General features: G+C 36.1%; 9 protein-coding genes. All 9 read left to right on the top strand.

Annotated elements, in window-relative coordinates:
- Positions 1-2 precede the first annotated feature (2 nt).
- The 9 genes from CQ022_RS07485 to CQ022_RS07445 all read left to right on the top strand — a co-directional run bounded on the left by CQ022_RS07485 (position 3) and on the right by CQ022_RS07445 (position 13,297).
- Positions 3-4,520 carry a TonB-dependent receptor plug domain-containing protein gene (locus CQ022_RS07485; RefSeq protein WP_105680819.1) on the top strand — a complete coding sequence of 1,506 codons (4,518 nt, stop codon included), beginning with the start codon at positions 3-5 and terminating at the stop codon, positions 4,518-4,520.
- Between the two features lie 123 nt (positions 4,521-4,643).
- The gene (locus CQ022_RS07480) at positions 4,644-5,147 is read left to right on the top strand and encodes a GbsR/MarR family transcriptional regulator (RefSeq protein ID WP_105680818.1); all 504 of its coding nucleotides are present in this window, start codon (positions 4,644-4,646) and stop codon (positions 5,145-5,147) included.
- 155 nt (positions 5,148-5,302) lie between these two features.
- Positions 5,303-5,677, top strand: a complete 375-nt coding sequence (locus CQ022_RS07475) for a hypothetical protein (RefSeq protein WP_105680817.1) — start codon at positions 5,303-5,305, stop codon at positions 5,675-5,677.
- Positions 5,674-6,498 (top strand): DCC1-like thiol-disulfide oxidoreductase family protein, encoded by an 825-nt coding sequence (locus CQ022_RS07470; protein WP_105680816.1) that lies wholly within the window; start codon positions 5,674-5,676, stop codon positions 6,496-6,498. The genes CQ022_RS07475 and CQ022_RS07470 overlap by 4 nt, the downstream gene beginning before the upstream one ends.
- Positions 6,499-6,518: 20 nt before the next feature.
- Positions 6,519-6,995: an SRPBCC family protein gene (locus CQ022_RS07465; RefSeq protein ID WP_105680815.1), complete on the top strand. Its 477-nt coding sequence runs from the start codon at positions 6,519-6,521 to the stop codon at positions 6,993-6,995.
- Positions 6,996-7,012: 17 nt separating this feature from the next.
- A complete protein-coding gene (locus CQ022_RS07460) occupies positions 7,013-7,717 on the top strand; it encodes a YqjF family protein (RefSeq protein WP_105680814.1) in 705 nt (234 codons plus the stop codon).
- A gap of 262 nt (positions 7,718-7,979) precedes the next feature.
- The gene (locus CQ022_RS07455) at positions 7,980-8,879 is read left to right on the top strand and encodes a TIGR01777 family oxidoreductase (protein WP_105680813.1); all 900 of its coding nucleotides are present in this window, start codon (positions 7,980-7,982) and stop codon (positions 8,877-8,879) included.
- A gap of 50 nt (positions 8,880-8,929) precedes the next feature.
- The gene (locus CQ022_RS07450; protein WP_105680812.1) at positions 8,930-10,375 is read left to right on the top strand and encodes an alpha-L-fucosidase; all 1,446 of its coding nucleotides are present in this window, start codon (positions 8,930-8,932) and stop codon (positions 10,373-10,375) included.
- Between the two features lie 258 nt (positions 10,376-10,633).
- Positions 10,634-13,297, top strand: a complete 2,664-nt coding sequence (locus CQ022_RS07445) for a beta-glucosidase (protein ID WP_105680811.1) — start codon at positions 10,634-10,636, stop codon at positions 13,295-13,297.
- The last annotated feature ends 49 nt before the right edge of the window (positions 13,298-13,346 follow it).

Here is a 13,346-nt window from a genome sequence, read left to right as displayed (position 1 = left end):
CCATGAATTTCAAATTTATATCAAACTATATCATCTTGCTGAGCTTATTATTCTCAACTTTTTCTGTGAAAGCCCAGCAGTCATTTCAGGACTTTGAAAAAGAAAAAACTTACATTCAGACCAATCATGTTTTTTATAAACCTGGTGAGGAAATGTATTTTAAAATATATGTGGTAAAAGGAGCTCATAATCTTCCGGTAGAACAAAGCAGAGTTGTTAATTTTGAAATGGTTGATCCGGCAGGAAGCATTTTGAAAAAAATGAAATATGAAATTACCAATGGCTATGCTCAGGGCTATTTCTATTTTGATGAAGATATGAAAGGCGGCATTTATAAGATCAGAGCTTTTACCAATTGGATGCAGAATGAAGAAGTGAAAAATACCTTTGAAAAAGAAATTACCCTCCAGAAAATAGTTTCTCCAAGGATTTTAATGAAACTCGATTTTCCTAAAAAAGGATATGGGCCGGGTGATGAGGTGACAGCCGATTTTTCAATGAGAAGTCTGAGTAACCTTCCCATTCCTTTTTATGAAGCAGATTATACCGTAATGCACAATGGGGAAACCGTTTCAGAAGGGAAACTGATCACCGATAAAGAAGGCAAGAAAATAGTAACCTTTACGCTTCCTGAAGTGTTGAAATCCTCTGATGCACTGTTGAATATTAAAGTGAATTTTGATGGATTTACAGAATCTATTTCCAGGAATATCCCAATTGTTCTGAATAATCTTGATGTGAAATTTTTACCTGAAGGAGGAACTTTTATCAATGGAATAGAACAAAATATAGCCTTTAAAATTCTCGATGAATTTGAAAAACCTGTAGATGCTGTCCTGGCTGTTTACAATCAGAATCATGAAAAGATAAAAGAAATTTCAGCCTACAATTTCGGGATGGGAAGCTTCCATTTTACTCCTAAAAAGGGAGAATCTTACTATGCAAAAGTGAGTAAACCGGAAAATATAAACCAGACTTTTAATTTTCCTGAAGCAAAGAATGACGGATTGGTTTTAAATATTCAAAATGAAAATAAAAAACTGAATTTTACCATCACTTCAACTCAGGAAAAAACGATTACTCTTCAGGGAAGTTTCCGCGGAAAAGAAATATATTCTAAAACTCTTACCCTAAAAAATGGAAGCAATTCATTTGAAATTGATGAGAAAAAATTTCCTGTGGGAATCTGCAGATTTACGGTTCTTGACCATACTCTTCCTATTGCCGAGCGTATTGTTTTTACCAATAAAGTGAACCAGCTGAATATAAAGGTTAACCCTGTAAAACAACATTATCTGCCCAGGGAAAAAGTGATCCTGAATATTGAAACAACCGATGAAAACAATAGCCCGATTCCGGCTAACCTTGGATTGAGTGTGGTGGATGATAAGTTATGGACCTATTCCGATGACAAACAGAATCACATCGTTTCCTGGCTTCTGATGGACTCTGAGTTGAGAGGGAAAATTGAAAAACCCCAGTTTTATTTCGATAAAAAAGAAGAAAAAGCCGATAAAAGCTTAGATCTTGTCATGCTTACAAATGGCTACAGATACTTCGAACTCATCCCTGAGGTTTTAAAAACCAATAAATACAAATACCTTCCTGAAAAGAAAAACTCAATCTATGGAATTGTAGAAGATGAGAATAAAAAACCAGTAAAAGCAGAGGTTTTTCTGTTGGATACAAGTGGGAGAAAAATCCTTAAACAGACGGTCTCTGAAAATGGGAAGTTCTATTTTTCAGATCTGAATGCAGGCAATGAACATAAAATTATTGCCAAATCTTTTCAGCCTAAGCATCTGGTGAAAATCAGGATTTTGTCTTATAACCTGGATATTAATCCTTTAACAAAGCAAAATATTTCCCATATAGATGTAGAAGAAATTGTAAAAGAAGCTGAAAAAAAAGAAAAAGCATTAAAAGAAAACAAGAACAATACCAGCCCGCTGAGTAATTCTGGTCATTTCAGAAAAGATACTGTTATGAGTAAAAGCCTTGAAGAAGTTATTGTATTAGGGTATAATTCAATGGCGAAGAAGAGTAATACCATGTCGTCGACTACAATAACATCTACTACGGAGATTCAAAACCCTAATGTAGCTTCTTTGTTGAACGGGAAAGTCGCAGGACTCGTCATAAGTACCGGACAGCCGGGAACGGGAGGACAGATCCATATCAGAGGATCCGTCTCTATGACCAATAAGAGTCCATTATTCATTATTGATGGTGCTCCTGTAGAAAATTTCAATACTACCATCAACCCGAATGATATCAATAGCATCACTGTTCTCAAAGATGCTGCAGCGACTGCTATTTATGGAAGCAGGGCTGCAAATGGAGTGGTGATTGTAAACTCCTATAAAAACAGCAGCTCAAAAATCAGATTTGATATTACCCCAAAATCCTATCTTGCCATAGAAGCGCTGCCTTATGGACGACTTATTTCATATGCAGGATCAAGAGAATTTGTGTATCCTGAATATAAGACCACCAATACCTCTTACCGTTTTGATTATAGAGAAGCTCTTTACTGGAATCCTGTAGTAGAAACCGATAAAAACGGAAAGGCAAAAGTGGAATTTTATAATTCAGATGCCAATTCTACCTTTAGAATTATGACAGAAGGAATTGCTGCGTCAGGACTTGTTGGGAGAGATGAAACAACTTATGCTGCTCAGAGTCTCATTTCAATAGACAGTAAAATCCCACAATACCTGACGAGAACCGATCAGATGACCATTCCTGTTGTTATTAAAAATAATTCCTCTGAAATCAGGAAAATGACCATGGATGTGATTGTTCCCAATTATGTAAGACTGCTGCAGTCTGACAGTTTGATTACCCTGAAACCACTGGAATCAGGAAGGTTATTTGTAAAAATACAGACCGATGAAATCATAGATTCCCATATTCAGTTTACCATAAGATCCGGAGATTTCAGAGAAACAATGATCCTTCCGTTTAAAGTTGAAGAAAAAGGATTTCCCCATCAGTTTTCTATTATCAATAACAAAACAGAAGAGATAAAAATCAATATTCCGGAGTATATCAATGGAAGTTTATTTTCCTCATATTACGTATTTGAAAGCACTGCTTTGCAATTGTTTGACAATCTGGAACAATTGAAAAAAGAGCCTTATGGATGCTTTGAACAGCTTTCCTCAACGGTGTATCCTAATATTTTTATTCTGGATTATTTGAAATCAAGTAAAAAAATAAATACAGCAACAGAGAATGAAGTCATTAAAAATATGAAAAAAGGCTTCCAGAAAATGTTGAGCTATAAAAATAAAGATGGAGGATTCGGGTATTTCAACAGCGAAGAATCGGATGTGTCACTTTCAGCATTTGCATTATTAGAATTTACGGATTTAAAAAAGTATGTAAATCCAGACGCTAAGCTCATTCAAGGTCTTTCCTCATTTATTTTATCCAGAAAAAATGGAAATGGGCTGTTTGAGGTGAGAAGAGGTTATGAATCCAAAAAAGAATTTTCCGAATATTCCTGGTCGAGAAATATGTACGTTGTCTATGCTTTATCCAAACTGGGCCTCAAAAATGAAATTGAAGATTCCTTTGAAGTGATGATGAAAAGAGCTTTAGTCACAAAAGACTCCTATCAGCTGGCGTTGCTTGCCAATGCAGCAGCTCATTTAGGTAAGCAGGCAGAATATGATGATTTGATGAAGATTCTTGATCAGCAATATGAATCAAAGAAAATAAAATCCCAAATCACTTTTACGGGCTCATGGGGAATATCAGCCGATGCCGAAACCCTTTCATTATATATCATGGCACTTCAGAAAGATGAAAAACTCAACCAGTTGAAAATAGCAGAAGCTACAGATCAATTAATCAGTTTCAATGGATATTATGGATTTGGTTCTACTCATGCAACAACATTAGCAGTACAGGCACTGTCCGAATTTTTCTCTAGAAATGAAAAGTTATTTGGTGTTGAAAAACCGGTTATCACAATCAATAAGGCCAATACTTCACCTCTAATAAGCCTTTCATCAGCATACAAAGCGGGTGAAAACACAATCAATATTCACTATCCCACTAAAAATGGACTACCTTATAAACTGGAATATCAATATTATACATTACAGGCACCTGAAAGTAAGGATATTCCTCTTATCATGGATACAAAGCTAAAACCCGGAGCGTCCAAAGTAGGAGAGACCAGGAGAATGACTGTTACCATTAAAAATAAAATAAATGGCCAGTTACCCATGACCATCGCAAAAATTGGTATTCCTGCGGGGTTGACTCTTCAAAATGCTTTATTGAAAGATCTGATAGATAAAAAGCAGGTTTCTTACTATGAAATCTTTGATAATTATCTGGTGCTGTATTGGGAACATTTCAATGCAGAAGAAACGAAAACTATTAATCTTGATCTTAAAGTAGAGTTTGCAGGAACTTACATAGGAAAATCAAGCAATGTTTATCTCTACTACATGCCGGAAGCAAAATATTGGAATCAGGGAATCACAACAACGATTGAGCCTTGATTTTTATCAACCAGAACAGACATTCTCAAGGGTGTCTGTTTTATTTCAAAATTAATTTTCAAAAATTATTGAAAATTCAAAAAATATAATTACATTTGTTACAGAAATTAAAAGCGGAACATCATGCAACTTTCAGAAGCAAAAGAAAAATATATTCAGACCTGGGGAACCTTTGCTACCAATTGGGGAATCAACCGTACGATGGCGCAGGTGCATGCACTGCTTTTGGCTAGCAGCAAACCCCTTTCTACCGATGAAGTAATGGAGCAGCTGGAGATTTCAAGAGGAAATGCCAATATGAATCTTCGTGCCCTGATAGACTGGGGAATTGTGAAAAAGGAATTTGTAAAAGGAGACCGTAAAGAATATTTCGTTGCAGAAAAAGATGTCTGGTATTTGTTCAAACAGATTACCAAAGAACGCAGAAAGAGAGAAATTGAACCTGTAATTTCTTTTTTAGAAGAATTAAAAAATATTGAGGATAAAGACTCGGAAGAAGCTCAGGAATTTATCAAGCTGATGAATGATTTCAGTTCTGTAACCGGAAAAATCAACAATATCATGGATCTGGCAATAAAAAGTGATGATCACTGGCTGGTAGGGAAGATTACCAATCTGTTGAAATAGAAAACAAAAAAGGATGAAGATCCTTTTTTATTTCAAATTAACTTTCAAAAATTACTGAAAATATAAAATTAACAATAAGTATGAGAAATTTAATCATTCACCTATTTCTGATTATTTATTTCAGAAGAAAAGGATCACTTTAAATAATAACCACCATGAAAACATTTGTGAAATATGATTACTTCATTCAGTTGGTTACGCTCATCGTATGTATTGTGGGCGCAGTGATGGAGTACAAGGATTGGAAATTTATTGAGTTTTACTTTGCTGTCGGAGGAGTACAATTAGTAAGCTATCTGATAAGGCTGTTTTTACAACTAAAACAGTCATCTGATTTCCGGGTGTATGGATTAACAATAATGCCGGTCTGGATATGTTTACTCCTCGTTGATCAAAAAATTTATAATGAATTTACAATGGCGCTCATGGGAATTTTTCTGCTCATCTCTTTGTTTTATACTCCAATGATGGCCATTCTCTATGTGTATGATTGCTATAATACGTATGAACCTTATAAATCACAATTATGAAAACGCTCAAAAATCACACATTAATCTACGACAATGAATGCCCAATGTGTAATCTCTATTCCAAAGGTTTTACAAAATGTGGAATGCTGGATGAAGATGGAAGAGAAGCATTTACAGAACTTTCAGGCAGAAATAAAAGCCTCATCGATTTCAATCGGGCGAAAAATGAAATTGCATTGGTAGACCACACCAAAAATGAAGTCGTGTATGGTTTAGACAGCCTGCTTCTCATCATTGGAAACTCTTTTCCATGGCTGGTAAAAATTGCTCGTATAAAACCTCTGTATTGGTTTTTTCAAAAACTGTACTCCTTTGTTTCTTATAATCGCAAACAGATTATTCCTTCTCCAAAAGATGATACAGAACAATCTTGCATTCCGGATTTTAACCTGAAATACAGAATGGCATACATCAGTTTTGTTGTTATTTTTTCAGCCTATATCTTAAGTCTGTTTTCTGGTAAACTAAACTTGAATTTAGAAAGAGATTTCCTGAGAGAATTTGCAGTTTGCCTTGGCCAGATCGCTTGGCAGGTCTTCTTTTTAAAAACCTATCTCAAAGATAAAATCTGGGGTTATATCGGAAATATGATGACTGTTTCCTTAATCGGGACTTTACTTTTAATTCCTGCTCTGATGACCAGTTTTACTCCTGTTTTTTACATAATATACTTTGGAATTGTAGTATTGATCATGTTTCTGGAACATATAAGAAGATGCAGAATACTTAAACTGAACTTTCTGCCTACGATCTCCTGGATATTGTTTAGAATAACGGCACTGGCTATCATTATTCTGACAACCATTGAATTTAAAATTTAAAAAACTTAACACCTCTGAAGATGTCAACAATCTATTTAAATACAGTAATCAACGCAGATATTCACTATGTTTTTGATCTGGCAAGGAATATTGATCTGCACCAGCAATCTACCTCAAAAACCAATGAAAAAGCAATTGCAGGGTGTACTTCAGGACTGATTGAAGAAAATGAAACTGTAACCTGGCGGGCAAAACATCTGGGAGTATATCAAAACCTCACCACAAAAATTATCAGCATGGAAAAACCCATTCAGTTTACAGACGTTATGCAGAAAGGAGCTTTCAAATCCATATGCCATCGGCATATTTTTAAATCCGTAAACGGGAAAACATTGATGACTGATATTTTTGAATTCGAATCTCCGCTAGGCATCATAGGAAAATTATTCAATGCCATTTTTCTCAGAGGATACCTTAAAAATTTCCTGCTCAAAAGAAATGAACTGATCAAAACCATCGCAGAATCTTCTACCTATGACGGAATAGCCATTTTTTAACCCTAAAACACAGAATTATGAACTTTTTAAAAGCAGAATGGCGAAAACTGGTCATCATCAATTACGAAATTGATCCTGACATCTTATTGCCCTACCTTCCAAAAGGAACAGAACTCGATTTTTATAAAGGCAAATGCTATGTAAGTCTTGTGGGGTTCATGTTTTTAAATACCAGACTGTTGGGATTTCCCATTCCTTTTCACCGGAATTTTGAAGAAGTGAACCTAAGATTTTATGTCAGAAAAAAAGAAAATGGAATCTGGAAAAGAGGAGTAGTGTTTATCAAAGAAATTGTTCCCAAACCTGCATTGAGCCTGGTTGCAAATTCTATTTACAAAGAGAATTATCACACTATGCCCATGAAAAACCAGATCCATGAAAATAAAGATGAACTGCTGATCCGATACTCATGGAAAGATAAAAACTGGCATTCTATTCAGATAATGGCTGAGAACATGGCAAAACCTATGGAAGAAAATTCTGAATTTGAATTTATCACAGAACATTATTTTGGATTTACCAAAAAAGAAAATACAACCTCCGAATACGAAGTATGTCATCCAAAATGGAAATGCTACCCCATAAAAGAATACCAGTTGGAAGTTGATTTTCAAAAGATCTACGGAACTGATTTTGAATGCCTGAACCATCAACAACCTGTTTCAGTAATGCTAGCCGAAGGTTCAGAAATCCAAGTCAAAACCAAAAAATATATCAGCTGAAAAAGCAAAGAATACAAAACCTTCCTATCCACAAATATCCGTGACAACATATAATATGGAACCACAAAAGTCACAAAAGATAAGCATTTAAGTGATATTAAGAACATATCTTACGCAGAAGAAGTACACATCAGTTTGTAAAAATCTTTGATTTTTTCTTAAAAGTTTACAGCGTTTAAAATAAGACATATCTCATCACAAACATCTGCGAAATCTGTGGGAAAACCTTAAACATTGAACTCCAAACTTTAAACCTTAAACAATGAAAATAATCATAGCCGGAGGCACCGGATTTCTTGGCGAAAACTTAGAAAAATATTTTACAGAAAAGGGTGATCAGGTATATATTCTGACCCGTAATCCTAAACGTAAAAATGAAATCTATTGGGATGCACAAACAATAGGTGAATGGAAAAATAGCCTGGAAAAAGCTGATATTCTGATCAACCTTACAGGAAAATCTGTGGATTGCCGGTATCATGAGAAAAATAAACAGGAAATCTATTCCTCAAGAATTGACAGTACAAGGATATTACAGAAAGCTGTAGATCAATGTTCTGATCAACCGAAAATTTGGCTGAATGCCAGTTCTGCAACCATTTACGTTCATTCTGAAAAACATCTCAATACAGAAGAAAACGGAATTATTGGGGATGACTTTTCCATGAATATCTGCAAAAGCTGGGAAAAAGAATTTTTTACCGTCAAAAATGAAGGAATACGAAAAATAGCCCTTCGAACTTCTATTGTTCTTGGGAATGGCGGTGGTGCTTTTCCAAAACTGAAAATGATTACCAGGATGGGTTTAGGGGGAAAACAGGGAAGAGGACATCAAATGGTAAGCTGGATTCATATTGAGGATTTTTGCAAAGCCGTGGACTGGATTATTCAGCATGAGAATATTTCAGGAACTGTGAATATAACTGCTCCGGCTCCGGTTTCTAATGAAAATATGATGAGAAAACTGAGGGAAAAAATGAATGTTCCTTTTGGGCTTAATGCTCCCGTCTGGCAATTGGAAATCGCGTCTATATTCCTGAATACAGAAACCGAATTATTGTTGAAAAGCCGAAACGTTTACCCTGAGAGACTCCAAAAAAGTGGATTTCAGTTTTTATATCCGGAAATTGATGACGCTCTTCTTAATCTATTGGAATCCTAATGTTTGTAGGTTTCCCAAAGGATAATTAAATTAGCGGAAAACTATTCCATATGTTGGTTATATCCAAAATAAAACCTTTTTTCCTTTCATCCTTTTTTATAAGTTCAATCGTATTTTCACAGGCCCACAATGTATCCGAAGGCTATCAGAAACCTACAGACCCTTTGGTTGTTCAGAATCTGGACCAATGGCAGGATCTGAAATTTGGATTGTTTATGCACTGGGGAACCTACGGCCAGTGGGGAATTGTTGAAAGCTGGAGCTTATGTCCCGAAGATGAATCATGGACGCAGAGAAAACCTGAGCACGGAAAATCTTACTATGAATATGTAAAAAATTATGAAAATCTTCAAACGACTTTCAATCCCGCTCAGTTCAATCCTCAAAAATGGGCTGATGCAGTAAAAAAGGCAGGAATGAAATACGTGGTTTTTACCACCAAACATCACGATGGTTTTGCCATGTTTGATACCCAACAGTCGGATTATAAGATCACTTCTTCCAAAACACCATTTTCAAAAAATCCAAAATCCGATGTAACGAAAGAGATCTTCAACACCTTCAGAAAAGAAGGATTTAAAATAGGGGCTTACTTTTCAAAACCGGACTGGCATTCCGATGAGTACTGGTGGTCTTATTTTCCACCCAAAGACAGGAATGTGAACTATGATCCTAAGAAATATCCAGAAAGATGGGAGAATTTTAAAAAGTTTACTTTCAATCAGCTCAATGAAATCACGTCCAATTATGGTAAAATTGATATTCTTTGGCTGGATGGCGGCTGGGTACGTCCTTTTCATACTATAGATCCAAAAGTAGAATGGCAGCGTACCATCAAAGTAGAGCAGGATATTGATATGGATAAGATAGGAACAATGGCAAGAAAAAATCAACCTGGGATTATCATTGTAGACCGTACAGTTCCTGGAAAATGGGAAAACTATGTTACCCCTGAGCAGGCTGTTCCGGAACACGCTCTTTCCATTCCCTGGGAAAGCTGCATCACAATGGGAGATTCCTTTTCCTATGTTCCCAATGATAACTATAAAACCTCTCAAAAGATCATTGAAACTCTGGTGAAAATCATTTCAAGAGGGGGAAATTACCTCATGAATATTGCTCCGGGACCTAATGGTGATTACGATTCCATCGTTTATGAAAGATTACAGCAGATTTCCCGCTGGATGGAGAAAAACCAGACTGCTGTTTTTGCCACAAGAGCTATTGCTCCTTACCACGAAGGAAATTACTATTATACTCAAAGTAAAGATCATAAGACGGTAAATGTTTTCCATCTGGATGAACAATCAGAATATAAAGCTCCTTCAAAACTTACTTTTTCCCTTCCGGAAAATTTTAAACCCAAATCTTTGAAAATATTAGGTATTTCCTCAAAAATTCAATGGAAAAAAACATCTGAAAATACTATTGAAATTACATTGCCGGAAGAAAGAAAAAATCTGAAATATGCAACTGTATTTCAAATAATGCAATAGTTGAATTGGTGACTCATATTTATATTAAAGTGACATAGGAAATCGAAGCGTTAAGAAAATAAAGTCTGTGAACGTTAAGAAAATTCTACTGTTTGAGTGCGAAACAACTGTTGAACCGGTAGGCTCACATCAAATTCGCGCGAATTTTAGAATTTTTAGAGAACAGATTTTATTTTTAGTGTAGAGTTCCAAGTCTTGAACTTTTGGTTCTTTTGCTTCAAGGTAAAAGAACAAATTTTAAACTAAATTATTCTTGAGATGTATTTTAAACTTCGATTTAAAATTATAGGAATTTTCTTGTTGAGCTCAGTATTTATCTCTGCTCAAAAACCTTTATATAAAGATCCAAAACAACCCATTGAAACCAGAGTTCAGGATCTGCTGAAGAGAATGACTCCTGAGGAAAAATTCTGGCAGTGCTTTATGATTCCCGGAGATCTGGATCATGTTCCGAAAGGACAATATTCCCATGGGATTTTCGGATTACAGGTAAGTGCAGGAAATCAGGGCGGCGGTGCGGCGGGACAGCTATTGAAATATAATGCCAGTGAAGATGCAGAGAGATTGGTTAAAAAAATCAATGCCATTCAGAAATATTTCGTGGAAGAATCAAGATTGGGAATTCCCATTATTCCTTTTGATGAAGCTTTACACGGATTGGTTCGGGAAGGAGCTACAGCGTTTCCGCAGGCCATTGGATTAGCGGCCACTTTCAATCCGGAATTGATGACTCAGGTTTCATCAGCCATTGCAAAAGAATCAAAACTGAGAGGAATTCGTCAAATTCTGACACCGGTAGTCAACCTGGCCAATGATGTAAGATGGGGAAGGACAGAGGAAACTTATGGTGAAGATGCCTTTTTGACTTCTGTAATGGGAGTAAGCTTTGTCAGTTCATTTGAAAATCAGGGAATCATTACCACACCCAAGCACTTTTTAGCCAATGTAGGAGAAGGAGGAAGAGACTCATATCCGATCCATTGGAGCAAAAGATATTTGGAAGAAACTCATTTGATCCCTTTTCACAATGCCTTTACACAAGGAAAAAGCCGTTCGGTGATGACTTCCTATAATCTGCTTGATGGAAGACCTTCAACGGCCAATCATTGGCTGCTAACAGAGAAATTGAAAAAGGACTGGAATTTCAAAGGTTTTGTTATCAGTGATGCCAGTGCGGTAGGAGGAGCGAATGTCTTACATTTTACAGCAAAAGATTATGATGATGCTTCTGCACAGGCAATAAATGCAGGGCTTGACGTGATTTTTCAGACAGAATATAAACACTACGAACTTTTTATACCTCCTTTTCTGGATGGAAGAATCTCAAAAGAAAGAATTGATGATGCTGTTTCAAGAGTATTGAAAGCTAAATTTGAACTTGGATTATTTGAAAATCCCTATGTTTCATCCAGGGATATTGAAGAATTAAAGAAACTTAATCACAAACCTTTGGCAGAAAAAACCGCTGCGGAATCCTTTGTACTGCTTCAGAATAATAACCATACACTTCCCATTCCAGCAAATGTAAAAAGACTTTTGATTGTGGGTACAGATGCTGTGGATGCAAGGTTAGGCGGTTACTCAGGGCCAGGGAACAAGAAAATCAATATTTTGGATGGTCTTAAAAATTATGCTAAAGCTAAGGATATCGAAATCATGTATTCAAAAGGGATTGACTGGAATGCAAAAGATTTTGCAACGGTTTCCCATGAATATCTATCTTTTGAAAATAAGAAAGGATTAAAAGGAATGTATTTCTCCAATACGGATGTAAAAGGAAATCCGGCATTCGAAAAACAGGATGCACAGGTTAATTTCAAATGGACTTTATACTCACCTGATCCTGAAAAACTCCAGCCTGATGAATACAGTGTTCGATGGACTGGAAAACTGGAAGCTCCGGATTCAGGGAAATACCAATTGGGATTGCGCGGGAATGATGGTTTCAGGCTATATCTGGATGGGAAATTAGTTATTGATCAATGGGAAAAATTGAGCTATTCTACAAAAACGGTTGATGTAGATTTTGTAAAAGGAAAAAAATATGACATTAAGATTGAATTTCATGAAAATCGTGGTGAAGCCAATGTGGAACTGATCTGGAATTACGGTCTGCATGATTATCAGAAAGATTGTAAAGAAGCTTTGAGCCTTGCTCAGAATGCAGATTACATTATTGTTACTGCCGGAATTCACGAAGGAGAATTTCAGGATCGTTCATCACTAAGTCTTCCCGGAAATCAGGAAACATTCATTCATGAAGTTTCAAAACTAAATAAACCCACTACAGTTGTTTTGCTAGGTGGATCAGCCATCAAAACAACAGCCTGGAAGGATAAAGTAGGAGCTATCTTAGACATCTGGTATCCGGGGGAAGAGGGTGGAAATGCCGTTGCAAAAACACTTTTCGGAGCAGAGAATCCATCCGGGAAATTACCAATAACATTTCCTACTGAAGAAGGCCAGCTTCCTTTAACTTATAATCACCATCCCACAGGAAGAGGAAATGACTATTATGATTTGAGTGGTGAGCCATTATATCCGTTTGGCTTTGGTTTAAGTTATACCTCCTTTGAAATTTCTGAGTTGCAATTGAGCAAAACTCAGTATTCAGAAAATGAAACCATTGTGGCTAAAGTCAATGTGAAAAATACTGGGTCAAAAGCGGGTAGCGAAGTCGTTCAGCTGTATGTGAAAGACGTATTGGCTTCTGTTTCCAGACCGGTTATTGAGCTCAAGGGATTTCAGAAAGTAGCATTGCAGCCCGGAGAATCAAAATCTGTTACCATTGAAGTTCCCATAAAACACCTACAGTTTTTGAATGAAAAAATGGAATGGACTGTAGAAAAAGGAACCTACAGGATCATGGTGGGAAACTCATCCAAAAATCTTCCTTTAAAACAGAATATTGAAGTTTTATAAAGTAAAAAAGAGCAGAAATTTCTGCTCTTTTTATATATCTGTTATAGAA

Origin of the sequence: Chryseobacterium culicis (assembly GCF_002979755.1) — a bacterium.
Taxonomy (GTDB): Bacteria; Bacteroidota; Bacteroidia; order Flavobacteriales; family Weeksellaceae; genus Chryseobacterium; species Chryseobacterium culicis_A.
This window is presented reverse-complemented; position numbering and strand designations above follow the sequence as displayed.

Excerpts from the sequence above, each read along its gene's own strand:
- CQ022_RS07480 (WP_105680818.1), top strand. The coding sequence starts at position 4,644 with ATGCAACTTTCAGAAGCAAAAGAAAAATATATTCAGACCTGGGGAACC.
- CQ022_RS07470 (WP_105680816.1), top strand. The coding sequence starts at position 5,674 with ATGAAAACGCTCAAAAATCACACATTAATCTACGACAATGAATGCCCA.
- CQ022_RS07445 (WP_105680811.1), top strand. The coding sequence starts at position 10,634 with ATGTATTTTAAACTTCGATTTAAAATTATAGGAATTTTCTTGTTGAGC.
- CQ022_RS07450 (WP_105680812.1), top strand. The coding sequence starts at position 8,930 with ATGTTGGTTATATCCAAAATAAAACCTTTTTTCCTTTCATCCTTTTTT.
- CQ022_RS07475 (WP_105680817.1), top strand. The coding sequence starts at position 5,303 with ATGAAAACATTTGTGAAATATGATTACTTCATTCAGTTGGTTACGCTC.
- CQ022_RS07485 (WP_105680819.1), top strand. The coding sequence starts at position 3 with ATGAATTTCAAATTTATATCAAACTATATCATCTTGCTGAGCTTATTA.
- CQ022_RS07455 (WP_105680813.1), top strand. The coding sequence starts at position 7,980 with ATGAAAATAATCATAGCCGGAGGCACCGGATTTCTTGGCGAAAACTTA.
- CQ022_RS07465 (WP_105680815.1), top strand. The coding sequence starts at position 6,519 with ATGTCAACAATCTATTTAAATACAGTAATCAACGCAGATATTCACTAT.
- CQ022_RS07460 (WP_105680814.1), top strand. The coding sequence starts at position 7,013 with ATGAACTTTTTAAAAGCAGAATGGCGAAAACTGGTCATCATCAATTAC.